This is a genomic window from Bradyrhizobium altum, from assembly GCF_020889705.1.
Taxonomy (GTDB): Bacteria; Pseudomonadota; Alphaproteobacteria; order Rhizobiales; family Xanthobacteraceae; genus Bradyrhizobium; species Bradyrhizobium altum.
The window spans coordinates 37,862-61,870 of sequence record NZ_JACMYP010000005.1 but is presented as its reverse complement, the minus strand read 5'-3'; the positions used below and the strand labels follow the sequence as shown (position 1 = coordinate 61,870).

Genomic DNA, 24,009 nt, shown 5'->3' with positions numbered 1-24,009 from the left:
GCGCGCTTTAAGGGACTTCCATGGCAAAGCCGGTTGTGATCGTGGTGGGCGCTGACAAGGGCGGGGTCGGCAAGACCACCGTCTCGCGGACGCTCCTGGACTATTTCAGTGCCAACAACGTACAGACCCGGGCGTTCGACACCGAGTCGCCGCGCGGCACGCTGAAGCGCTTCCACCCCGACATCACCGAGATCGTCGACATGACGACGACCGCGGACCAGATGAAGATCTTCGATACGCTGAACGCCGGTTCCTCGGTCACCGTGATCGACGTCCGCGCCGGCCTGTTGTCGCCCGCGCTGGCCTCGCTGCGCGACATCGGCTTCCTCGACGCCGCGCGCTCCGGCCAGATCACCTTCGCCGTGTTCCACATCCTCGGCCCCTCGATCGCCTCGCTGGACGAGATCGCCGAGACCGCCAACTTCATGAGCGGCGCGAAGTATTTCCTGGTGAAGAACTTCATCAACGACACCCAGTTCTTCCAGTGGGACCAGGCGACCTACAATTCCTACTTCCACCGCATCAAGGATGCCGTGGACCTCACCATCCCGAAGCTCAACGAAATGGCCTACGAGCAGGTCGAGGTCTCCTCGGTTCCGTTCCTGAAATTCGTTGCCAACAAGGGCATCAACGACGACGCCGCGAACTACTCCTTCGTGCTGCGCGGCTATGTCCGGCACTGGCTCGCCAATGTCTGGAGCGAGTTCGACCGGATCAAGCTGACCGACCTGGTCGGCGCCAAGTCGGCCAAGGGCGAAAAATAGTCGCGCGCGCAGGGGGCGAAAAGTCCCGCCCGGGCAGCGAAAGAGTCGCGCCCGGCAGCGAAAAAAATCGCGCCGGAGGGCGGCGATGGGGCTGGATTGGGCGAAAATTTGGCCTGATATAGCGGGCGATGTCGTCCACGCCCGTTTACATCATCTGCTCGCCCCGCCCGCAGGTCGGCAAGACGCTGATCGCGCGGCTGCTCGGCGAATTCCTGCTGCTGAAGAACGGCGACGTCGTCTGCTACGACATCAATCTGAAGGAGCCGTCGCTGCTCGACTATCTGCCACGGATCACCGAAACCGCCGACGTGATCGACACCTACGGCAAGATGCAGCTGATGGACCGCGTCATCGTCAATGACGGCATCGTCAAGGTGATCGACCTCGGCTACCACGCCTTCGACGAATTCTTCAAAATGGTCGACCAGATCGGGCTGATGAAAGAGGCGCTGCGCCGCCGCGTCTCGCCTGTGATCCTGTATGTGGCGGATACCGACCGCGCCTCGGTGCACGGCTACCAGACGCTGCAGGGCATGATCCCGCCGAACGCGCTCATCGTCATCGACAATGAATTCGTGGTGCGCGGCGAGCTGCCGCCCGTCATGACCGGCAGCCGGGTGCTGCGCTTCCGCGCGCTGCCGGTGTTCCTGAAGACCTATATCGACCGGCTGACCTTCTCCTTCACCGGCTATCTGCGCCAGGAGAAGGACTCATCGACCGAGCTGCATCAGTGGATCCGGAAGAACTACACCACGTTCCGCGATCTCGAGCTGAGCATGCTGCTGCAGCGGGGATGACTGTCGTCCCGGCGAAAGCCGGGACCCACAACCACCGCTATGCGTTTGGCGAAGGCTGGGGCTATAGCGTCGTTCCACAATCACTATTCGTGGTTATGGGTCCCGGCTCCCGTGCGCAATTGGGCACTAGGCCGGGACGACGCAGGTGAAAAAATTGCCGCTAATGCCCTTCGAACGCCATTAGCGTGCGCACCGGGACGTCCATCGCGCGCAGCTTGGCGGCGCCGCCGAGATCGGGCAGGTCGATGATGAAGCAGGCCGCGACCACATTGGCGCCGATTTGGCGCAGCAGCTTCACCGCGCCCTCCGCGGTGCCGCCGGTCGCGATCAGATCGTCGACCAGGATCACGCGCTCGCCGGGCTGCACGGCGTCGGCATGCATCTCCATCTCGTCGATGCCGTATTCCAGCGAGTAGGCGATCCGCACCGTGGTGTGCGGCAGCTTGCCCTTCTTGCGGATCGGCACGAAGCCGGCGGAGAGCTGATGCGCCACCGCGCCGCCAAGGATGAAGCCGCGCGCCTCGATCCCCGCGACCTTGTCGACCTTCGCCCCCGCCCAGGGATGCACCAGCTCATCGACCGCGCGGCGGAAGGCGCGGGCATCGGCGAGCAGCGTCGTGATGTCGCGGAACAGGATGCCCTTCTTCGGGTAGTCCGTGATGGTGCGAACGGTCGCCTTGATGTCGTGGTCGAAGGTCATTGGTCTCTCGCCTTTTTCCGCATCGTCATTGCGAGGAGTGCAAGCGACGAAGCAATACACCTCTCCGCGGAGGAGGCGTGGATTGCTTCGCTGCGCTCGCAATGACGGTCCAAATCAATTTGTCCCCGGGTTAAGCCGGAATGCATTCTCGACAATGCGCAGGCCCACCTCGTTGCCGAGCGACATCAGCGACTCCGGATGGAATTGCACGCCGCCGACCGGCAGGGTCTTGTGCTCGATCACCATCGCGACGCCGTCTTCGGTGGTCGCGGTCACCGCCAGCACCTCGGGCACACTGTCGCGCTCGACATAGAGCGAATGATAGCGGCCGATCACGATCTCATTGGGCAGATTGTGCATCAGCCTGCCGCCGCGCACCTGGACGCGCGACGGACGGCCATGCGCGGGCTGGCCGAGCTGGCCGAGTTGGCCGCCGAAATACTCGCCGATCGCCTGCACGCCGAGGCAGACGCCGAAGATCGGCAGCTTCTTCTCGAGCGCAGTGTCGATGGTCTTCGCGATGCCGAAATCCTCCGGGCGACCCGGCCCGGGCGACAGCACCAGCAAGTCCCAGCCGCGTTGCTTCAACATGTCCTGGGCATGGATATGCCGGACCACGGTGACGTTGGCGCCGACCTGGCGAAAATAATCCGCCAGCATGTGCACGAAGCTGTCGTCGTGATCGATCAAGAGCACGTTCTTGCCCGAGCCGGTGGCGTCAGGCGCGAAATCCGACAGCGGCTTAGGCGGATCGCCGCGCAGCGCCTGGAACAACGCCGCGGCCTTGACCTGGCATTCGCGGTCTTCGGCGGCGGGATCCGAGTCGAACAGGCAGGTCGCGCCGACGCGCACCTCGGCGAGGCCGTCCTTCATGCGGATGGTGCGGATGGTGAGGCCGGTGTTGATGCTGCCGTCGAAATTGACGCAGCCGATCGCGCCGGCGTACCAGCGCCGCGGCGACCGCTCATGGTCCTCGACGAACTGCATCGCCCACAATTTCGGCGCGCCCGTCACCGTCACGGCCCAGGCATGGGTCAGGAAGGCGTCGAGCGAATCGAAGCCTGGCCGCAGCATGCCCTCGACGTGGTCGACGGTGTGAAACAGCTTTGAGTAGGTCTCGATCTGGCGCCGCGCCAGCACCTTGATGGTGCCGGGCACGCAGACCCGCGCCTTGTCGTTGCGGTCGACGTCGGTGCACATGTTGAGCTCGAACTCGTCCTTCTCCGAGTTCAACAGCTTGCGGATCTGTTCGGCGTCGCCGATCGAGTCCGAACCGCGCGCGATCGTGCCCGAGATCGGGCAGGTCTCGACCCGGCGGCCGTCGGAGCGCACAAACATCTCCGGCGAGGCGGAGACCAGGAACTCGCCGTCGCCGAGATTCATCAGCGCGCCATAGGGCGACGGGTTGATGCGGCAGAGCCGCTGGAACACTTCCGCCGGCGAGCGCTCGCAGGGCTCGGCAAACAGCTGCCCGGGCACTGCCTCGAACAGGTCGCCGCGGGCGAACGCCGCGCGCGCCACTTCAACCGTCGCCTGGTATTCGCCCGGGGCGTGATCGGCAAAACCCTGCCGCCCGGTCTTGGCGTAGAGGCTCGGCGCGGTCTCGTGCGACTGGCCCGCTGTGGACTTGCCCTTCCAGGAGAACTCGTAGTTGAGCGCCACGCCGCGGCCGGTGGCGCGGTCATAGGCCAATAGCCGGTCCGGCACGTAGAGCACGATGTCGCGCTGGTCGGCCTCGCGGGCACGCTTCTGCACGATGTCCTCGATCTGGAACACGAGATCATAGGCGAAGGCGCCGAACAGGCCGAGCAGCGGATCGGCATTGGAGGTGAATGCCGCCACCATGTCGCGCACCAGCGACATCACGCTGGCGCGGCGGGTGCGCTGGTCTTCCTCGACCGGCGCGGCGCCGCGGATGATGTGGCCGGCGAGCCGCGTCGCAGTGCGCTCGGAGATCACGACGCAGGGCTCGCGCAGCACGTCGCCGAGGAAGGCGATCAGGACCTCGCCGCGCGGGTTCAGCGCCTGCAAGGAGAAGTCGGTGCCGGAGGTTTCCAGCACCAGCGGCGGATCGGCAAAGCCGAGGTCAAAGCTCTCGTAGCGGCCCGGCACGGTGGTGCCCGAGGACAGCACCACGCCGCGGCGGCGGTCCAGCAGCGCGATCAGGTCGTCGAGGCGGTTGGCGCCGCCGGTGAACTGCTCGACCACGCGCGCAACCGCAAGGCCACCATTGGTGAGGTATTCGCTCTTGGCCGGCAGGGAGAAGACTGTCCTGTTCATGTGATCCTCTTACGAGACTTGGGAAGAGAGCGCCACACAGGACAAAGGAAGGTACCGTCGCACTGCGATGGCGACCTTCGACGTTTTTGAGAAATGAAAACGCACCGGCCACCTATGAGAAGGTGGGCCACCAACGACGGGATGGACTGGCAACGGTGCTCATGGCCGCTACTCACCACCGGGCGCGGGCCGTGTCAAGGGATCGCCCAACACCCCTGCCCCAATCCTGGACGCCCTCTTGGAAGGCATTTTCGGGGTTTGAAGCGACCGGAAACCGCGTAGGATTTGTTGAAATGGCGGCCGGTCAGCCGCCCAAAAAACAGACAGATGGTGGAGGCGCAGATGGCGTTTTTGGGTCTCGGATATGCCGGCTTCGGCTCCGACGCGCTCGACGACTGGCGGCAATTCGGCACCGGCCTGGTCGGGCTGCAGGCGATCGAGCGCGGCAACTCGCTGCTCGCCTTCCGGATGGACGACCGCAAGCAGCGCATCGTGATCGACCGTGCGCAGGGCGAAGGGACAAGGTTCTTCGGCTGGGAGGTGGCGGATGCCGCGGCGCTGGACGCGCTGGCGGCGCGGCTGGAGCGCGCCGGCGTCGCCGTGACCGCCGAGCCGCAGGCGCTCGCAGATAGCAGGCGGGTGCACGGCCTGATCTCGTTTCGGGATCCGGCCGGCAACCGCCTGGAGGCATTTCATGGCCCCGAGATCGACGACACGCCGTTCCGGCCGGGGCGCTCGATCTCCGGATTCCGCACCGGCGCGCTCGGGCTCGGCCATGCGGTGCTGACCGTCGAGAACATCGCGCCTGTGATGAGCTTCTATGTCGACGTGCTCGGCTTCGGCCTCAGCGACTACATCGAAAAACCATTCCGCGCCTATTTCTTCCACGTCAATGCGCGCCACCATTCGCTGGCGCTGATCGAGACCGGCACGAACGGCATGCATCATCTGATGGTGGAGCTGTTCTCGCTCGACGATGTCGGTCAGGCCTACGACATCGCGATGAAGGAAGACCGGGTCAACGTCACGCTCGGCCGCCACACCAACGACCTGATGACCTCGTTCTACGCCAAGTCGCCGTCAGCCTTCATGGTCGAGTGCGGCTGGGGCGGCCGCGAGATCGATCCCGCGAACTGGACGCCGTTCGAGATGCATGACGGCCCGAGCCTGTGGGGCCACGAGCGCGTCTGGCTGTCAGCGGAGAATCGCGCCGTCGCACGCGAGATGCGGATGCGCGCCGCCTCGGAAGGCAAGCGCGCGCCGGTGCAGGTGCTGGAAGGCAATTTCAAGCTGATGTCGGGGACCTGTCCGTGGTGGGACGGGGTGAAGGCGGAGAACTAGCTCTCCGTCGTCCCTGCGAAAGCAGGGACCCATAACCACAGGGCGTAGTTGCGTGGGAGATAACCGCCAATGTGCCCATTGCCGCGGCCGCGGCGTATGGGTCCCTGCTCCCATGCGCAATTGCGCACTCGGCAGGGACGACATCTCGCTTGAGGACGCAACTACCCCAGATGCTTCTTGAAGAAGTCCGTCGCCCGGTCCCAGGCCAGTTCCGCGCACTGGCGGTCGTGCACCGACAGGCGCTGCTCGTTGCCGAAACCGTGCTCGGCGTCATAGCGGTACAGCTCCAGCGATTTGCCGGCGGCCCTCATCGCCTTCTCAAAACCATCGACCAGTGCCGGCGTGCACCAGTCGTCCTTGGTGGCGAAATGGGCCTGCAGCGGAATTCTCACGTCGGCCGGCTTGGCCGCCTGCTCCGGCGGAATGCCGTAGAACACCACACCGGCGGTCAGCTCCGGGATCTTGGTGGCGCCGATGATGGTCACCGCGCCGCCGAGGCAGAAGCCGGTCAGGCCGACCTTGGCGCCGTTCTTGCCGAGATATTGCGCGGCGCCGCGCACCGTCTGCGTGGTGGCGTCCATGAAGTCGAGCGAGTTCATCTCTTTGCCGGCCGCGTCGGTGTCGTGATACGGCACCACCTTGCCCTTGTAGAGATCGGGCGCCAGCGCATCGAAACCGGCCCGCGCGAAGCGGTCGCACATTCCCTTGATCTGGTCCTGCAGCCCCCACCATTCCTGGATCACGACGACCCCGGGCGCGTTGCCGCGCGCTGCGTTGGCGAGATAGCCTGATGCTTCCTTGCCGTCCGGACGCTTGAAGTTGATGCTGGTACCCATGAGTTCCTCCGCGAAGTTTGCCCGCCGATTGGCCGGCATTTTGTCCGTACTCGGTGACGGACGCAATCGCCCTGCGGCGCGCTCGCGCACTCGTCATAACTGCGGAAGCACAAACGCCTTTCTCGCGAACCGGGGCTTGAACACGCACAAAACAAAAAAGCCCCCGAAGGGGCTTTTTCAAACGCGCGATACCATACCCGAGGTCAGTGAGCGTCGGCCCAGACCTTGCGCTTGGTGAAGTACATCAGGATGGCGAAGATCACGAGGAAGAAGAACACCTGCATGCCGATCCGCTTGCGCTCTTCCATGCGCGGCTCGGCCGCCCACATCAGGAACGTGGTGACGTCGTGCGCATACTGCTTGACCGTCGCCGGCGAACCGTCGTCGAAGGTCACCTGACCGTCGGACAGCGGCTTCGGCATCTTGATGGCGTGGCCGGGAAAATACTTATTGTAGTACGAGCCTTCCGGGATCGTCACGCCGGCCGGAGCCTTGTCCTCGAAGCCCTGCAGAACGGCGTCGACGTAGTCGGGTCCCTGCTCCTGGTACTGGGTGAAGAAGTCGATCACGAACTGCGGGAAGCCGCGCTTGTAGGACCGCGCCTTGGTGATCAGCGAGAGGTCCGGCGGTGCCGCGCCGCCATTGGCCACGCGCGCGGCCTGCTCGTTCGGGAACGGCGCCGGGAAATAATCCGCCGGGCGGCCCGGGCGCTCGAACATCTCGCCCTGGTCGTTCGGGCCGTCCTTGATCTTGTACTCGGCCGCGAGAGCCGCCGCCTGCGCCTCCGAATAGCCGGGGCCACCGGCATCGGCGAGGTTGCGGAACGCGATGTAGTTCAGGCCGTGGCAGGCCGAGCAGACTTCCTTGTAGACCTTCAGGCCACGCTGCAGCGAGCCGCGGTCATACTTGCCGAAAGGGCCGGAGAACGACCAGCTCTGGGCCGGCGGGGTGTCGCCGCCCTCCTCGGCCTTGGCGTTCTGGGTGCTGCCGGCGAACAGGCCGCCAGCCACCACCAGCGCAAGCATGACGGAGGCTGCGGTCGCGGCCCTGCCCTTGCTCTTCGCCAGCACGTCGTCGGCGATCGAGTTTGGCACCGGGCGCGGCGTCTCGATACGGGCGAGCAGCGGCAGCACGATCAGGAAGTAGGCGAAGTAGCACACCGTCAGGATCCGGCCGGCGATCACATAGATGCCTTCCGGCGGCTGCGAGCCGAGATAGCCGAGCAGGATGCAGACCACCACGAAGATCCAGAAGAACTGCTTGGCCAGCGGACGATACTTCGACGAACGGGTTCGTGCGTTGTCGAGCCAGGGCAGGAATGCCAGGACGATGATCGCACCGAACATGCACGCGACACCGGCGAGCTTGTTCGGGATCGAACGCAGGATCGCGTAGAACGGCAGGTAGTACCATTCAGGCACGATGTGCGCCGGGGTCACGCCGGGGTTCGCCGGGATGTAGTTGTCGGCGTCGCCGAGGTAGTTCGGCATGTAGAAGATGAACCAGGCGAAGAAGATCAGGAAGCACGACACACCGAACGCGTCCTTGATCGTCGCATGCGGCGTGAACGGAACGGTGTCCTTCTCGGTCTTTGCCTCGACGCCGGCCGGGTTGTTCTGACCCGCGACGTGCAGCGCCCAGATGTGCAGCACAACCACGCCGGCGATCACGAACGGCAGCAGGTAGTGCAGCGAGAAGAAGCGGTTCAGCGTCGGGTTACCGACCGAATAGCCGCCCCACAGCAGGGTCACGATGCTCTCGCCGAAATACGGCACGGCCGAGAACAGATTGGTGATGACGGTGGCGCCCCAGAAGCTCATCTGGCCCCACGGCAGCACGTAGCCCATGAAGCCGGTCGCCATCATCAGGAGGTAGATGATGACGCCGAGGATCCACAGCACCTCGCGCGGCTCCTTGTAGGACCCGTAATAGAGACCGCGGAACATGTGGATGTAGACCGCGAAGAAGAACATCGACGCGCCGCAGGCATGCATGTTGCGCAGCAGCCAGCCGTAATTGACGTCGCGGACGATCAGCTCGACCGACTTGAAGGCGAGATCGGCGTGCGGCGTGTAGTGCATCGCCAGGATCACGCCGGTCAGGATCTGCAGCGCCAGCATCATCGAAAGGATGGCGCCGAAGGTCCACCAGTAGTTCAGGTTGCGCGGCGTCGGATAGGCCACGAACGAGGAGTGGATCAGGCCGAAGATCGGAAGGCGCCGTTCGATCCACTTCAAGGCGGGGTTGCTCGGTTGAAAATCAGATGGTCCGCTCATTGATGCGATCCTGAAGAAGAAAAACGACGCGATGGGTCCAAGGGGAAGCCGAAATCCCGGAGGGTCCGGGACTTAGCCGATCTGGATTTTGGTGTCGGTAAGGAAGGCGTAGGGCGGCACCGGCAGGTTGGCGGGCGCCGGCCCCTGGCGAATACGACCGGAGGAGTCGTACTGCGAGCCGTGGCAGGGGCAGAAGAAGCCGTCGTAATTGCCCTCATGGGCGATCGGGATACAGCCGAGATGGGTGCAGATGCCGATCACGACCAGCCACTGGTCGTGGCCTGCCTTGACGCGGGCCGAGTCGGGCTGCGGATCGGGCAGGCTCGAGAGCGGCACCTTCTGGGCCTCCTCGATCTGCTTCTTGGTGCGATGGCTGATGTAGATCGGCTTGCCACGCCAGAAGACCTTGATGTCCTGGCCCTCGGCGATCGGCGTCAGATCGACCTGGATCGGCGCGCCGGCCGCGATCGTCGCGGCATCCGGGTTCATCTGGGCAACCAGCGGCCAAACGGTCGCGGCTGCGCCGACGACGGCGGCAGCTCCGGTTGCAACAAAGAGAAAATCACGGCGTGTCGGATGGTCCGCCGAAGACGCTGTCGTCACGATTCCTAGCCCTTTCTTTTCTGCAGCCGGTGGAACCGCCCCGGAGACGCAGAACGCGCCCCAAGAAAGGCTGCCGGCGCCCGCGGCCCCCGCGGCGGCAGAAAACCGCTATTCCCCACCCCAAATGGCGGAACAGCAGTCCAGAATCGTTCTATTGGCACCCTTGCCGGACGAGCGCAAGCCCGCTATCGGCTCGCACACGTGCAATGCACGAAATCCGCGCCGAGCGATGTTTTATTGAGACAATTTCATCCCGATTTCACAGGTCGTCCGCACTATGCAGATCGCGCTGTTCCAGCCCGACATCCCCCAGAATACAGGGACGATTCTGCGCCTCTGCGCCTGCCTGGACGTATCAGCCCATATCATCGAACCGGCGGGATTCGACGCCTCGGACCGGAATTTCCGCCGGGCGGGTATGGACTATCTCGACCATGTGCGGTTGAAGCGTCACGACTCATGGTCGAAATTCGAGGAATGGCGCGTCGAGGCCGGATGCCGGCTGGTCCTGTTCACGACCAAGGCGGCGAAATCCTACCTTGATTTCGCGTATACGGCCTCCGATGTCCTGCTGTTCGGGCGCGAGACGGCAGGGGTAACCGAGGCGGTGGTGGCTGCCGCGGATGCGCGGCTGCTGATTCCGATCAAGCCGACCATGCGTTCGCTCAATGTGGCCGTCACGGTGGCCATGGCCGTCGGTGAGGCGCTGCGGCAGACCGGTTCTGGTCCGGCAACTTAAGGGATTTTTGGTGAGCTACGCGGTCAAGGAGATCTTTCTCACCCTGCAGGGCGAAGGCGCCCATGCGGGCCGCGCATCCGTGTTCTGCCGCTTCGCCGGCTGCAACCTCTGGAGCGGCCGCGAGCAGGACCGCACTGGGGCCGTCTGCCGGTTCTGCGACACCGATTTCGTCGGCACCGACGGCACACTCGGCGGCCGCTATGCGACCGCCAGCGAGCTCGCCGGCACCATCGCCGCGCAATGGACCGGGGGCGAGGCCGACCGCTACGTGGTCCTGACCGGCGGTGAACCGCTGCTGCAGGTCGATACGGCGCTGATCGATGCGCTGCACGGCCACGGCTTTGCGATCGCGATCGAGACCAACGGCACCATCGCCCCGCCCGACGGGCTCGACTGGATCTGCGTCAGCCCCAAGGCCGCATCCGAGCTCGTAGTGCTCAGGGGACACGAGCTCAAACTGGTCTATCCGCAGCCGGAGAACGCACCGGAGGATTTTGCGGGACTTTCCTTCGAGCGCTTCTCGCTGCAGCCGATGGACGGCCCCGACGTGATCGAGAATACCGAGCTTGCGATCGCGTACTGCCTGAAGCACCCGCAATGGCGCCTCAGCGTGCAGACGCACAAGACGCTCGGCATCAGATGAACTAACTGAACTGGATTTTGAGAGAGATGTGGGAATTGACGAAAGCGTTTCGGTTCGAGGCTGCGCATGCGCTGTCCGGAACGACCTTTGGTAGCGCCAGCGAGGAGATTCACGGTCACTCGTTTCGAGCCGAGGTTACCGTCCGCGGCATACCGGATCCGAAAACCGGAATGGTGATCGATCTCGGCCTGCTCGAACGCGCGATGGCCGAGGTGCAAAAGACGCTCGACCACAAGTTTCTCAACAAGATCGAAGCAATCGGCGTGCCGACGCTGGAGAATCTCTCGCGCTTCATCTGGGAGCGGTTGCAGCACGCAGGCCGGCTGAGCCGCGTCAGCGTCCATCGCGACAGCTGCAACGAAAGCTGCACCTATTTCGGCCCGCAAGGTTAGTCATGCTCCCAACAGACCCCGCCATCATCGAGGACCGCAAGACGCGTGCGCGCGGCTGGTTCGAGGCGCTGCGCAACGACATCTGCGCGGCCTTCGAGACGCTTGAGGACGATGCCCCCGCCGCACTCCATCCCGGCAACGCTGGCCGCTTCGTGCGCACGCCTTGGGATCGCACCGATCACACCGGCAAGCCCGGCGGCGGCGGCGTGATGTCGATCATGAAGGGGCGGCTGTTCGAGAAGGTCGGCGTGCACTGCTCGACCGTGCATGGCGAGTTCGCCCCCGAATTCCGCGCGCAGATTCCCGGCGCCGCCGACGATCCGAGGTTCTGGGCGTCGGGGATTTCGCTCATCGCGCACTTGCGCAATCCCAACGTGCCCGCCGTGCACATGAACACCCGCTTCGTCGTCACCACCAAAGCCTGGTTCGGCGGCGGCGCCGATTTGACGCCGGTGCTGAACCGGCGACGCACCCAGGAAGACCCCGATACGGTCGCCTTCCATGCCGCGATGAAAGAGGCCTGCAGCGGACCGAACGGCGTCGCCGACTACGACAAGTACAAGAAATGGTGCGACGACTATTTCTATCTGCCACACCGCAAGGAAGCGCGCGGCATCGGCGGCATCTTCTATGACTGGCACGACAGCGGCGACTGGGAGGCCGATCTCGCCTTCACCCAGGACGTCGGGCGCAGCTTCCTGAAGATCTATCCCGACCTGGTGCGGCGCAATTTCGAGGCCGACTGGAGCGCGGAGGATCGCGACGAGCAGCTGATCCGCCGCGGGCGCTATGTCGAATTCAACCTGCTCTACGATCGCGGCACCATCTTCGGCCTGAAGACCGGCGGCAATGTCGATTCGATCCTGTCGTCGCTGCCGCCGGAGGTGAAATGGCCGTGACTGATCTGCCGCGAGCGATGCTGATCGACATGGATGACACCATCCTGTCGGCCTATGGACGTCCCGAGATCGCCTGGAACACGATTACCACCGAGTTCGCCGCAGAGCTCGCTCCCCTGCCGCCGGACATGGTCGCGACGGCGCTCTTGGCCTATGCACGGCAGTTCTGGTCGACGCCGAGCCGATCTGGCGGATCAAGCTCGGCGAGGCGCGGCGGCTGACCGTGAAGGGCGGCTTCGCTCAGCTTGCAGCGGCCGGCCATCGTACGCTGCCGGACGATCTCGCGGACCGCATCGCCGATCGCTTCACCGCCTATCGCGAGGAGGAGATGTTCGTGTTCCCCGGCGCGCATCAAGCGATCGATGCGTTCAAGGCGCTCGGCATCAAGCTCGCACTGGTCACCAACGGCGCCGCCGACATGCAGCGCGCCAAGGTCGAGCGCTTCGCGCTCGGCCATCGCTTCGATCACATCCAGATCGAGGGCGAGCACGGCTTCGGCAAGCCGGAGGAGCGCGCCTATCTGCACGCGATGCAGGCACTCGGCGTCACCGCATCGGATACCTGGATGATCGGCGACAATCTGGAGTGGGAAGTCGTGGCGCCGCAGCGGCTTGGCATCTACGCGATCTGGATGGACGTGCACGGTGTCGGGCTGCCGCCGGGATCGACGATCAAGCCCGACCGCATCATCCGCTCGCTGACCGAACTGGTTCCGGCCGCGCCGAAATAACGCAGCTTCTGTTTTCACCGCAAATCCACAGCGCCAGGCGCCGGCCGTGATCGCACTGTCATCACCGGTCGCTAGCTTGCCGTCCGCGTCATCCAGCGCGGAGGGAAAATCATGGAACTGAAACCAGGCGATGTCGTCATGCTGAAATCCGGCGGCCATCCGATCACGGTGGTGGAAGTCGACGAAGACAAGGTCGAGTGCCTGTGGATGGGCACGGACGGCGACCTGTTTCGCGAAACCCTGCCGCTCGTCGCACTCGAGTCGGCCGAAATCGATCCGGAAGACGATGAAGAGGAAGACGACGAGGACGAAGACAACGACGAGGAAGAAGAGGACGACGAAGACGAGGACGACGACGGCGATCGCAAGAAGAAGCGTAAGGCGGCTTGAGATCTGTTGGCGCGATGCTGCCTGGCAGATGCCGGCGGCATCGAGATGCCGGCAAGAAAATCCGGCAAGATACCCGGCAAGAAAATCTAGAGCCGATGGTCGCGGGTGAAACGGGAAACGGTCTGGTCGGCGATGCCAGACAACACCTGCGGATCGAGCGGGAAATCCGCCGCTAGCCAAGCATCCTCGGCGAGGGTCAGGACGTGCCCCAGCGCCGGTCCCTCGGCAATCCCGCGCGCGATGAAATCCGACGCCCGCAACGGAAAGTGAGGGGCGCGCCAGCGCTGCGGCAGCGTGGCGAGTGCGCGCCACTGATCGACGTCGCGGTTCGCGCCGGTTCGCGCCCAGGCGAGCAGCAGCCGATCGCGATAGGGCTCCTCGTCGAGCCGGTAGAGCCTGCGCTTGGCGCGCGCCTCGTCCATGCCGGGCAGGCGCCACCAGCGATGGCCCATCGAGTCGAGCGCCTTGGCCTCGGCGTTGGAGAGCCGCAGCCGGCTCGCGATCCGCCGCGCGTCCTCGGTCACGGCGACCGTCAGCGCGGCCAGCCTGCGGGTCGCGCTCGGCTTAAGCGCCATCAGCTGCTCGATCTCGATCATCGCCGCGAACGGCCCGGTATAGGCGACGCCGCCGAACAGCGGCAGCAGCAATCCGCCATCGCCCATCGCGACCACCGCGCCGGCGGCACCGTTCGCGACCACGAGCTTGAGCATCTCCATGCGGATGCGCTCGGCCGAGAGGCCGGCAAGTCCGGCGCGCCCGCTGATACAGGCGAGATAGCCGGCGCGATCGACCTCGCCTGCGCCATAGGCGGCGTGGAAGCGGAAGAAGCGCAGGATGCGCAGATAATCCTCTGCAATCCGCTGCGCGGGATCGCCGATGAAGCGCACGCGCCTCGCTTCGATGTCGGCGAGACCGCCGACGTGATCGTGCACGACGCCGGAGGCGTCGACCGACAGGCCGTTGATGGTGAAGTCGCGCCGCTCGGCGTCGCGCACCCAGTCGCGCCCGAACGCCACCTTGGCCTTGCGGCCATAGGTCTCGGTGTCCTCGCGCAGCGTCGTCACCTCGAAGGGATGGCCGTCGACGACCAGGGTCACCGTGCCATGCTCGATGCCGGTCGGCACGCTCTTGATGGCCGCCCGCTTGGCGCGGCGGATCACCTCCTCCGGCACTGCCGTGGTGGCGATGTCGATGTCGGCGAGCGGAATCCGCATCAGCGCGTTGCGCACGGCGCCGCCGATCACCCGCGCTTCCTCGCCGTCGGCATTGAGCAAGCCGAGCACGCGCGCCGCGGGCCCCGAAGCGAGCCATGGCGCGTCGGACAACAGGCGCACCTCGCTCATTTCTCAGCTCCCGGCACCAGCCTGCCGTTCTCGATATGGGCGGGAACGTAGGTGGAGTTCGGCGGCGCGCCGGTCAATTCGGCGAGCAGTACGAAGCTCACGATGACCAGCACCAGCGCCGCCAGCGTCAGCTTCGCGATCATGTCGAGCGGCCAGGATGTCGGCAGCGTCACGCCGGACCGCGTCGCGATGAGGAAGATGGCATAGACCGCGAAAGGGATCAGGAAGATTCCGACCTCGGTCAACACCGTGCGGATCATGACAGGTAGATCCGCTCGTACAGCACCCGCAGGATGCCGGCGGTCGCGCCCCAGATGTAGCGCTCGGCGAACGGCATCGCGTAGTAGGACCGGTCCATGCCGCGGAATTCCTTGGTGTGGATCTGATGATTCTCGGGGTTCATCAGGAAAGCGAGCGGCACCTCGAACGCATCGACGACCTCGGCCTCGTTGATCTCTAAGGTAAATCCCGGTCTCACCCTGGCGACCGTCGGCAGGATGCGGAAGCCGAACGCGGTGCCATAGAGGTCGAGATAGCCGACAGGGTCGATGAATTCCCGCTTCAGCCCGACTTCTTCGCAGGCTTCGCGCAGCGCCGCATCGAGCGGCGAGGCATCGGTGGCGTCGATCTTGCCGCCGGGAAACGAGATCTGACCGGCGTGGCTCGACAGATTGGGCGAGCGCTGCGTCAACAGCACGGTCGGCTCGGGATGATCGACCACCGGGATCAGCACCGCGGCCGGCCGCACCGGCTGCTCCTGCGCCACGATCTCGAGCATGCGATCGTTGCCGGAATCCCCAGTGCGCGGAATGATATGCGGATCGACCAGCCCCGGCGGCACTTCGAAATCGAGCCGCGTGCGGGCTCGCGCGAAGAATTCCGTCGAGCTGATCGTCGCCGGCTTCACCTTCAGCAACGGCTCGTTCAAAGTGCGCCCCTCACCTGGCTGGCATCGGCCATCGCGAAAAACTCGCCGCCGGACTCGATGCCGAACATCTCCTGACCATCGACCATCCGCTCCTCGCCCATGTCAACCAGATCGTAGTAGAGCGCGCGGGTGACCTTGGCCCACAGGTCGGCGCGGACATGCAGATAGGGCGTCAATCCGCCGTCCTCGGCGGCCTTGAATCTGAGGCCGTGGCCCTTCTCGCAATCGACCCAGTCGTCGACATTGGTGCGGAACCTGAGCAAACGGCCGCGCGCGTCTTCCTCGGTCTGCATTTCCACCGCAAGGAACGGCGCGTCATCGACGCGGATGCCGACCTTCTCCACCGGTGTCACGAGAAAGTGCTTGCCGTCCTCGCGCTTCAGAATCGTGGAGAACAGCCGCACCAGCGCGGGGCGTCCGATCGGCGTTCCCATGTAGAACCAGGTGCCGTCGGGCGCGATTCGCATGTCGAGATCGCCGCAGAACGGCGGATTCCATAGATGAACCGGCGGCAGGCCCTTGCGTCCGGCCGGAGCCGATGCCGCGGCTTGATTGGCGGCAGTGGTCAGCCCTTCGAGGCCCTTGCCTCCGAGGGCCTTCGTTTCGAGCCCCGTAGTTTCACTGCCGGAATCGCTCTGCCCTTGCTTCGCCATTGTTTGCCCTGAAGTTTCCAACCCTCAATCTGGCACAATTGGTGCACGTATCCTGAGATGTGGTCGGGATGTCATTCTCGCCACATCGTGATGCCGTTCATACCCTGAAATACCGATAAGGTGGGGATAGTTTAATTCAACGAATACATGGCCTTCGCATAGGTTTAGCATGCAGCCCATGTGGTGACGACGCGAGAATCGAGCGCATCGTCAAGAAGGAGCGGATCGAATGGCCGGTGCAGACAGCGTCGAAAAACTGGAAGATGTGATCGTCCGCTCGGCCGAGCAGGTCGCGGGCCAGATCAAGGCTGCCAAGGAAGCGGTCGCCACCGTCATCTTCGGCCAGGACCAGGTGATCGAAAACACCCTGGTGACGATCCTGTCCGGCGGCCACGCGCTGCTGATCGGCGTCCCCGGCCTTGCGAAGACGAAATTGGTCGAGACGCTCGGCGTCACGCTCGGGCTCGACGCCAAGCGCATCCAGTTCACGCCCGACCTGATGCCGTCGGACATTCTCGGCGCCGAAGTGCTCGATGAGAGTTCCGCCGGCAAGCGCTCGTTCCGCTTCATCTCGGGTCCGGTGTTCGCGCAGCTCCTGATGGCCGACGAGATCAACCGCGCCAGCCCGCGCACCCAATCGGCGCTGCTGCAGGCCATGCAGGAGCAGCACATCACCATTGCCGGCGCGCGACACGATTTGCCGAAGCCGTTCCACGTGCTCGCGACACAGAATCCGCTCGAGCAGGAAGGCACCTATCCGCTGCCCGAGGCGCAGCTCGACCGTTTCCTGATGGAAATCGACGTCGACTATCCCGATCGCGACGCCGAGCGGCGCATCCTGTTCGAAACCACCGGTGCCGATGAGACGCTCGCCAAGGCGTCGATGGACGCCGAGACGCTGATCACCGCGCAACGCCTGGTGCGCCGCCTGCCGGTCGGCGATTCCGTGGTCGAGGCGATCCTGACGCTGGTGCGCGCCGCCCGCCCCGGCACCGAGGGCGGAGAAGCCGGCAAGCTGATCGCCTGGGGACCCGGTCCCCGCGCCAGCCAGTCGCTGATGCTGGCGGTCCGCGCCCGCGCGCTGCTCGACGGAAGGCTCGCGCCGTCGATCGACGACGTGCTCGATCTCGCCGAGCCCGTGCTCAAGCACCGCATGGCGCTGACCTTCTCGGCGCGCGCCGAGGGCCGCACCATTCCTGACGTGATCAAGCAGCTGAAGACGCGGATCGGTTGATGGCGGCAGACAACAGGCACCAGAACGAGGAGATCCTGGCGGTTCGACGTGCCGATGGCGAAAGCCGAACGCTCGCCGCATCGCTGCCGCGTCTTGTGCTTGAGGCCCGCCGTGTCGCCGCCAACGTCATCCATGGCCTGCACGGCCGCCGCCGCGCCGGCTCGGGCGAGAATTTTTGGCAATACCGCCGCTTCGTCTCCGGCGAGCCGTCGCAGCGCGTCGACTGGCGCCGCTCGGCGCGCGATGACCATCTCTATGTCCGCGAGCAGGAGTGGGAGGCCGCGCACACGGTGTGGATCTGGCCCGACCGCTCGTCCTCGATGGCCTTTGCCTCGCGCGAAGCCCGCGACAGCAAGCTGGAGCGCGGACTGATCGTCGCCTTCGCGCTTGCCGAGCTGCTCGTTGCGGGCGGAGAACGCGTCGGCATTCCCGGCCTGCTGAACCCGACCGCAAGCCTCAACGTGATCGACAAGATGGCGGAAGCGATGTTGCACGACGAGACGACGCGCGCGAGCCTGCCGCCGTCCTTCGTCCCGTCGTCGCTGGCCGAAGTCGTCGTGCTGTCGGATTTCTGGTCGCCGATCGCAGAGATCACGACCATGCTGGCCGGGCTCGCCTCGTCGGGCGCGCACGGCACGATGATCCAGGTCGTCGATCCCGCCGAAGAGATCTTCCCCTATTCCGGTCGCGTCGAATTCGTCGAGCCGGAGGCCGGCAGCGTCATCACCGCGGGCCGTGCCGAGAGCTGGGCCAGCGACTATGTCGCGCGCGTCGCGCTGCATCGCGAGCAGATCCGTGCCGAGACCAACCGGCTCGACTGGCTGTTCTCGACCCACACCACCAGCCGCTCCGCGGCCGAACTGCTGCTGTTCCTGCACGCGGGCATGATGGTGAGCAAGGGCGGCGGCCGCTCGACCGTCAAAGCGGGACGCAGCGCATGATCGCAGGCCTCCCGCTCTCCTTCGCCGAACCATTGCTGCTATTGGGGCTGGTCAGCCTGCCGGTGCTGTGGTGGCTCTTGCGCGTGATGCCGCCGCGGCCGCGCCGGATCGAATTCCCGCCGACGCGGCTGCTGTTCGACATCGCGCCCAAGGAGGAGACGCCGTCGCGCACGCCGTGGTGGCTGACGCTGCTGCGGCTCGCCGCCGCCGCGCTGGTCATCTTCGCCGCCGCCGGACCGATCTGGAATCCGCAGACCGGCGTTGCCGCCGGCAAGCAGCCGCTGGTGATCCTGCTCGACGACGGCTGGAGCGCGGCCTCGAGTTGGGATGCGCGGATCAAGGCCGCGGACGAGCTGGTCACCAATGCCGACAGCGACCGCCGCGGCGTCGCGCTGGTGCCGCTGTCCGAGCCGACGCGCGACATCACGCTGATGCCGGCCGGCGCCGCGCGCGTCGCGCTGCGCCAGCTTGCGCCAAAACCCTACTCGATCGATCGCGTTGAAACCCTGGCGACGCTGGAACGTTTCCTCAAATCGACCGGCGACTGCGACATCGCCTGGCTGTCCGACGGCGTCGACACCGGCCGCGGCAGCGAATTCACCGAAGGTCTCGGCAAGGTGATCGAGAGCCGCAATCTGACGATCTATACCGGCGGCGCGCAATCCGCGCAGGCACTGGTCGCGGCCGAGAACGCCGCCGCCAAGATGACCGTGAAGGTCCTGCGCACCGAAAGCGGCATCGCGGCGGGAACGGTGCGCGCGGTCGACGCCAAGGGCTCGCCGATCGGCGAGGCCCGCTACGCATTCGGCCCGCAGGAGCGCGAGACCGAAGCTGCCTTCGATCTTCCGGTCGAACTGCGCAACGACATCGCGCGGCTCGAAATTTCCGGTGAGCATTCGGCCGGCGCCGTGCAGCTGCTCGACCGGCGCTGGCGCCGCCGCGCCATCGGCGTGGTCTCGGGTGCGAGCAACGACACCGCACAGCCGCTGCTGGCCTCGACCTTCTATCTCTCCCGCGCGCTGTCGCCCTTCGCCGACGTCAGGCTCGGCGATCGCGGCGCGCCGCAGCAGGTGATCGGACAATTCCTCGACCAGCGGCTGCCGATGATCGTGATGGCCGACGTCGGCACGCTGTCGCCGGAGATCCGCGACCGCCTCAATGCCTGGATCGAGCAAGGCGGCGTGCTGGTGCGCTTCGCAGGCCCTCGCCTCGCGCAGGCCGATGACGACCTCGTTCCCGTCAAGCTGCGCCGCGGCGGACGCACGCTCGGCGGCAGCCTGACCTGGGAGAAGCCGCAACACATGGCCTCGTTCGCCGCCGATGGCCCGTTCACGGGCCTCACCGTGCCGAAGGACATCACCGTGAGCCGCCAGGTGCTGGCCGAGCCCGACGCCGTGCTCGCGACCAAGAGCTGGGCCTCGCTCGAGGACGGCACGCCGCTCGTCACCGGCGAGCATCGCGGCAAGGGCGTGGTCAGCCTGTTCCATGTCGGCGCGACATGCGCTGGTCCGACCTGCCGATGTCCGGCACCTTCGTCGAGATGCTGCGCCGGCTGATCGACATGTCCGGCTACACTTCGAAGCCCGGCCCCGGCGTCGCCAGCGATCCCAATGCCGAGACGGTCGCGCCGCTGCGCACGCTCGATGGCTTCGGCGCGTTCGGCCCGCCGCCGTCGACCGCCAAGCCGATGTCGGCGGACTATCGCGACCGCGGCACCGCGGACCATCCGCCCGGCTTCTACGGCACCGCCGAGAGCCCGATCGCGGTCAACACGCTGGCCTCCGCCGACCGCATTGCGCCGCTCGACACCTCCGGCCTGCGCGCGAAGCATGCGACCTACACCAACAGCGAGCCGCGTGACCTGCGCGGCATCATGCTGTCGACGGCGCTGGCGCTGTTCCTGCTCGATGCGATCGTGGTGGCGATGCTCGGCGGCGGCCTTGCCGCGCTGATCCGGCGGCGCGCCGCGCTGGCGGTGCTTGCCTTGGCCTTCGTCCTTGCCACCATGATGGTGCCGTCGCCGACGCGCGCCCAGAACGCCAGCAGCGACGACTTCGCCATCAAGGCGGTGTCGCAGACGCGGCTGGCGTATGTCGTGACCGGCAATGCCGACGTCGATTCCATCGTCAAGGCCGGGATGTCCGGCCTGACGCTGTTCCTCGGGCAGCGCACCGCACTGGAAGCCGGCGATCCCGTCGGCATCGATCCCGCGCGCGACGAGCTGGCATTCTTCCCGCTGATCTACTGGCCGATCGTGCCGGGCGCGCCGAAGCCGGCGCAGGACGCCATCAACAAGATCGACGCCTATATGAAGCAGGGCGGCACCGTGATCTTCGACACCCGCGACGCTGTCGAGGCGCCGCCGGGCGACAATGGCGCGTCGCAGACGCCGGGCATGCAGACGCTGCGCGAATTGCTGTCGACCCTCGACGTGCCCGAGCTCGAGCCGGTGCCGCGCGAGCACGTGCTGACCAAGACGTTCTATCTGCTGCGCGACTTCCCCGGCCGCTTCAACTCGGGCCAGAGCTGGGTCGAGGCGCTGCCGCGCGAGGACGACGAGGAGGCCGCGCAGCGCCCGGCACGCGGCGGCGATGGCGTCTCGCCGATCATCATCACGTCGAACGACCTCGCCGGCGCCTGGGCGATCCGTCCCGACGGGCAGCCGATGCTGCCGCTGACCCCGGGCGAGCCGCGCCAGCGCGAATTCGCCTTCCGCGCCGGCGTCAACATCGTGATGTACACGCTGACTGGCAACTACAAGGCCGACCAGGTGCACGCGCCTGCCCTGATCGAGCGGCTGGGACAATGACATGAACTACGGTATCGCGTTCACACCGCTGGTTCCCTCGATCGTGCTGTGGATCGCGCTCGGCGCGATCGTCGTCATCGCGGTGCTGCTGTTGCTGTCGCGCGCGCGCGGCGCCGCGGTGCGTGTCGCCGCGCTGGCGCTGATCCTGCTCGCGCTGGCCAATCCCTCCTTCACCCGCGAGGACCGCGAGCCGCTATCGTCGGTCGCGGCCGTGGTGGTCGACAAGAGCCCGAGCCAGAATTTCGGCACCCGCAACCAGGAGACCGACAAGGCACGGCAGGCGCTGGTCGACAGCCTGAAGCAGATCAAGGGCCTCGAGGTCCGCGTCGTCGAGGCCGGCCAGGCCGACGGCGAAACCGACGGCACCAAACTGTTCGGCGCGCTGACATCGGCGCTGTCGGACGTTCCGGTCGAGCGCGTCGCCGGCGCGTTCATGATCACCGACGGCCGCGTGCACGATATTCCCGCCAACGCGCAGGCGCTCGGCTTCCAGGCGCCGGTGCACGCCTTGATCACCGGCCGCAAGGACGAGCGCGACCGCCGCATCGCGATCACGGCAGCGCCGCGCTTCGGCATCGTCGGCCAGACCCAGACCATCACCTACCGGCTCGACGACCAGGGCGTCACCGGCGAGCGCGCCAAGGTCACGATCCGCCGCGACGGCGAGGTGATCAACGAGCGCACGCTGACCAGCGGCCAGACCTCGAGCGTCGACATCGACATCAAGCATGCCGGTCCTAACATCGTCGAGATCGAGGCCTCGCCGCTCGAGAACGAGCTGACGCCGGTCAACAACCGCGCCGTTGTGGCGATCGACGGCGTGCGCGACAAACTGCGCGTGCTGCTGGTGTCCGGCGAGCCGCATGCCGGCGAGCGCACCTGGCGCAATCTGTTGAAGTCCGACCCCAGCGTCGATCTCGTCCACTTCACCATCCTGCGTCCGCCGGAGAAGCAGGACGGCACGCCGATCAACGAGCTGTCGCTGATCGCGTTTCCGACCCGTGAGCTGTTCCAGCAGAAGATCAACGAATTCCAGCTGATCATCTTCGACCGCTACGCCCGCCAGGGCGTGCTGCCGATCGCCTATTTCGACAACATCGCGCGCTATGTCCGCTCCGGCGGCGCAGTGCTGGTCTCGGCCGGTCCCGATTACGCCTCGACCACCAGCATCTGGCGCACGCCGCTGGATTCGGTGCTGCCGGCCGAGCCGGTCGGCGTGACCGAGAAGCCGTTCTATGCGCATTTGAGCGATGCCGGGAAACGCCATCCGGTGACACGCGGGCTGGAAGGCTCGAATGCCGAGCCGCCGCATTGGAGCCGGTTCTTCCGCACCGTCGACACCCGCAACGCGATCAACCCACCGGTCATGACCGGCGCCGACGGCAAGCCGCTGCTGCTGCTGTCGCGGTTCGGCGAAGGCCGCGTGGCGCTGCTGCTCTCCGACCAGATCTGGCTGTGGGCGCGCGGCTATGAAGGCGGCGGACCGCATCTCGATCTGTTGCGGCGGGTGTCGCACTGGCTGATGAAGCAGCCGGACCTCGACGAAGAGGCGCTGCGCATGCAGGTACAGGGCAAGGACCTCATGGTGGTGCGGCAGACCATGTCCGACACCGTCGCGCCGGTCACCGTGACGTCGCCGAGCGGCGCCACGCATGAACTGACCTTGACCGCAGGCGATCCCGGCGAGTGGCGCGCCACGTTGCCCGCGAGCGAGCTCGGTCTGTGGCAGGCCACGGACGGGACGCTGAAGGCGCTGATCAATGTCGGCCCGACCAACCCGAAGGAATTCTCGGAAGTCACCTCGACCACCGACATGCTGAAGCCGCTTTCGCAGGCGACCGGCGGCGACGCACGGCGCATCGTCGACGGATCGAGCCTCGACATGCCGCGCATCGTGCCGGTGCGCGCGTCGACGATCTTCCGCGGCGACGGCTGGCTCGGCGTCAAGATGCGCGACGCCAGCGTCGTGAAGGGCGTCGGCGTGCTGCCGATGTTCGCCGGCCTGGTCGGCCTGCTGCTGTTGCTCGGTGCATTCGCGGCAACCTGGCTGCGCGAGGGACGCTGAGACCGGCCCACACTCCCGATGTTCAACGACACCCCGTTGCTGCAATCACACACCAGCAACGGATCGATACAGTGTGTCTGAACCACCGTTGACATCACCGTCGCCCTCCGATGTTATAATGTAACATCGGGCGACTGGGTAGAGCCGGTCCGATGGTGGGGCTCAATCGGCATGGACTGGTTCCGGAAGCACATCAAGACTGGCTCGCGGCTGGCGCTGTTCGCGCTCGCCGTCCAGTTCGTGCTGTCGTTCGGGCACTTCCACCCCATTGCGGCCGCGCAAGCGGCGCCCGCGGTCCAGACCGGCCTGTCGCTGCTCGATCTCGCCTATATCGGGACCTCGGCGACGCCGGACCTCGCGGTCCCGGTGACCGGGACCGAGCCGCCCACGAGGCACGACAACGACCGGCATCCGGCGGATCATTGCGCGATCTGCACCGTCATCTCGCTCGCGAGCAGCATGCTGTTCACGGCGCCGCCAGTGTTGTTGCTGCCGGAAGCCATCGAGCTCCTGTTCCGCACCACCAATGCCGAATTCATCCATCTGAAGTCGGCGCCCGCGGCCTTTCACTCCCGTGCCCCTCCCCTGTCCTGACATCGACTGATTGCTGCACGCCCTGAGCCGACTGCCGCGTCACACTTGCGGC

Annotated in this window: 21 protein-coding genes and 2 pseudogenes; 14 read left to right on the top strand and 9 right to left on the bottom strand. The window is 65.8% G+C overall.

Annotation, left to right across the window (positions count from 1 at the left end; genetic code table 11):
- Positions 1-20: 20 nt before the first annotated feature.
- Both H8B02_RS03305 and H8B02_RS03300 read left to right on the top strand, forming a co-directional pair.
- Positions 21-764 carry a P-loop NTPase family protein gene (locus H8B02_RS03305; RefSeq protein ID WP_166214394.1) on the top strand — a complete coding sequence of 248 codons (744 nt, stop codon included), beginning with the start codon at positions 21-23 and terminating at the stop codon, positions 762-764.
- Positions 765-892: 128 nt separating this feature from the next.
- A complete protein-coding gene (locus tag H8B02_RS03300) occupies positions 893-1,561 on the top strand; it encodes a P-loop NTPase family protein (protein WP_229164840.1) in 669 nt (222 codons plus the stop codon).
- Between the two features lie 160 nt (positions 1,562-1,721).
- Here the strand turns inward: H8B02_RS03300 and H8B02_RS03295 are convergent, their stop codons facing one another.
- Positions 1,722-2,261 (bottom strand): adenine phosphoribosyltransferase, encoded by a 540-nt coding sequence (locus tag H8B02_RS03295; protein WP_092124551.1) that lies wholly within the window; start codon positions 2,259-2,261, stop codon positions 1,722-1,724.
- A 114-nt stretch (positions 2,262-2,375) separates the two neighbouring features.
- Positions 2,376-4,541, bottom strand: coding sequence for an anthranilate synthase component I (locus tag H8B02_RS03290; protein WP_229164839.1), 2,166 nt, complete (start codon positions 4,539-4,541; stop codon positions 2,376-2,378).
- 342 nt (positions 4,542-4,883) lie between these two features.
- On the opposite strand from H8B02_RS03290, the gene H8B02_RS03285 reads away from it, so the two are divergent.
- Positions 4,884-5,882, top strand: a complete 999-nt coding sequence (locus H8B02_RS03285) for a VOC family protein (protein ID WP_229164838.1) — start codon at positions 4,884-4,886, stop codon at positions 5,880-5,882.
- A gap of 161 nt (positions 5,883-6,043) precedes the next feature.
- Here H8B02_RS03285 and H8B02_RS03280 read toward each other — a convergent pair whose 3' ends face one another.
- From H8B02_RS03280 to petA, 3 genes are all read right to left on the bottom strand, one after another.
- Positions 6,044-6,718 carry a dienelactone hydrolase family protein gene (locus H8B02_RS03280; RefSeq protein WP_229164837.1) on the bottom strand — a complete coding sequence of 225 codons (675 nt, stop codon included), beginning with the start codon at positions 6,716-6,718 and terminating at the stop codon, positions 6,044-6,046.
- 203 nt (positions 6,719-6,921) lie between these two features.
- Positions 6,922-8,994, bottom strand: coding sequence for a cytochrome c1 (locus H8B02_RS03275; protein WP_229164836.1), 2,073 nt, complete (start codon positions 8,992-8,994; stop codon positions 6,922-6,924).
- Positions 8,995-9,066: 72 nt separating this feature from the next.
- Entirely contained in the window at positions 9,067-9,597 is a 531-nt protein-coding gene (petA, locus tag H8B02_RS03270) for a ubiquinol-cytochrome c reductase iron-sulfur subunit (RefSeq protein WP_229164835.1), read from the bottom strand.
- A 277-nt stretch (positions 9,598-9,874) separates the two neighbouring features.
- Between petA and H8B02_RS03265 the strand changes: the two genes are divergently transcribed.
- From H8B02_RS03265 to H8B02_RS03240, 6 genes and pseudogenes are all read left to right on the top strand, one after another.
- Positions 9,875-10,336, top strand: coding sequence for a tRNA (cytidine(34)-2'-O)-methyltransferase (locus tag H8B02_RS03265; protein WP_229164834.1), 462 nt, complete (start codon positions 9,875-9,877; stop codon positions 10,334-10,336).
- Positions 10,337-10,346: 10 nt separating this feature from the next.
- Positions 10,347-10,979 carry a 7-carboxy-7-deazaguanine synthase gene (gene queE, locus H8B02_RS03260; RefSeq protein WP_229164833.1) on the top strand — a complete coding sequence of 211 codons (633 nt, stop codon included), beginning with the start codon at positions 10,347-10,349 and terminating at the stop codon, positions 10,977-10,979.
- 26 nt (positions 10,980-11,005) lie between these two features.
- Positions 11,006-11,371: a 6-pyruvoyl trahydropterin synthase family protein gene (locus tag H8B02_RS03255; RefSeq protein WP_229164832.1), complete on the top strand. Its 366-nt coding sequence runs from the start codon at positions 11,006-11,008 to the stop codon at positions 11,369-11,371.
- Positions 11,372-11,373: 2 nt separating this feature from the next.
- Positions 11,374-12,270 (top strand): oxygen-dependent coproporphyrinogen oxidase, encoded by an 897-nt coding sequence (hemF, locus tag H8B02_RS03250; protein WP_229164831.1) that lies wholly within the window; start codon positions 11,374-11,376, stop codon positions 12,268-12,270.
- A pseudogene (locus H8B02_RS03245) lies at positions 12,261-13,000 on the top strand (HAD family hydrolase). The gene hemF and the pseudogene H8B02_RS03245 overlap by 10 nt, the downstream one beginning before the upstream one ends.
- A 138-nt stretch (positions 13,001-13,138) precedes the next feature.
- The gene (locus H8B02_RS03240; RefSeq protein WP_229164830.1) at positions 13,139-13,390 is read left to right on the top strand and encodes a DUF2158 domain-containing protein; all 252 of its coding nucleotides are present in this window, start codon (positions 13,139-13,141) and stop codon (positions 13,388-13,390) included.
- 86 nt (positions 13,391-13,476) lie between these two features.
- Here H8B02_RS03240 and H8B02_RS03235 read toward each other — a convergent pair whose 3' ends face one another.
- From H8B02_RS03235 to H8B02_RS03220, 4 genes are read right to left on the bottom strand one after another with little or no spacing between them, the layout of a single operon-like run.
- Entirely contained in the window at positions 13,477-14,733 is a 1,257-nt protein-coding gene (locus H8B02_RS03235) for a CCA tRNA nucleotidyltransferase (protein ID WP_229164829.1), read from the bottom strand.
- Positions 14,730-14,993 (bottom strand): DUF6111 family protein, encoded by a 264-nt coding sequence (locus H8B02_RS03230; protein WP_212315578.1) that lies wholly within the window; start codon positions 14,991-14,993, stop codon positions 14,730-14,732. The genes H8B02_RS03235 and H8B02_RS03230 overlap by 4 nt, the downstream gene beginning before the upstream one ends.
- On the bottom strand, positions 14,990-15,625 hold the full coding sequence (locus H8B02_RS03225; RefSeq protein ID WP_376711588.1) for a CoA pyrophosphatase: 636 nt from the start codon (positions 15,623-15,625) through the stop codon (positions 14,990-14,992). The genes H8B02_RS03230 and H8B02_RS03225 overlap by 4 nt, the downstream gene beginning before the upstream one ends.
- A 32-nt stretch (positions 15,626-15,657) precedes the next feature.
- Positions 15,658-16,314 (bottom strand): DUF1285 domain-containing protein, encoded by a 657-nt coding sequence (locus tag H8B02_RS03220; protein WP_229164827.1) that lies wholly within the window; start codon positions 16,312-16,314, stop codon positions 15,658-15,660.
- 229 nt (positions 16,315-16,543) lie between these two features.
- Between H8B02_RS03220 and H8B02_RS03215 the strand changes: the two genes are divergently transcribed.
- The 5 genes and pseudogenes from H8B02_RS03215 (at position 16,544) to H8B02_RS03195 (ending at position 23,957) form a co-directional block, all read left to right on the top strand.
- Entirely contained in the window at positions 16,544-17,548 is a 1,005-nt protein-coding gene (locus tag H8B02_RS03215; protein WP_176533166.1) for an AAA family ATPase, read from the top strand.
- The gene (locus H8B02_RS03210; RefSeq protein WP_229164826.1) at positions 17,548-18,489 is read left to right on the top strand and encodes a DUF58 domain-containing protein; all 942 of its coding nucleotides are present in this window, start codon (positions 17,548-17,550) and stop codon (positions 18,487-18,489) included. Before H8B02_RS03215 ends, H8B02_RS03210 begins: the two co-directional genes overlap by 1 nt.
- A pseudogene (locus H8B02_RS03205) lies at positions 18,489-21,298 on the top strand (DUF4159 domain-containing protein). Before H8B02_RS03210 ends, H8B02_RS03205 begins: the two are co-directional and overlap by 1 nt.
- 1 nt (position 21,299) lies before the next feature.
- Positions 21,300-23,363, top strand: a complete 2,064-nt coding sequence (locus H8B02_RS03200) for a hypothetical protein (RefSeq protein ID WP_229164825.1) — start codon at positions 21,300-21,302, stop codon at positions 23,361-23,363.
- Positions 23,364-23,534: 171 nt separating this feature from the next.
- Entirely contained in the window at positions 23,535-23,957 is a 423-nt protein-coding gene (locus H8B02_RS03195) for a DUF2946 family protein (RefSeq protein WP_229164824.1), read from the top strand.
- Positions 23,958-24,009: the final 52 nt, after the last annotated feature.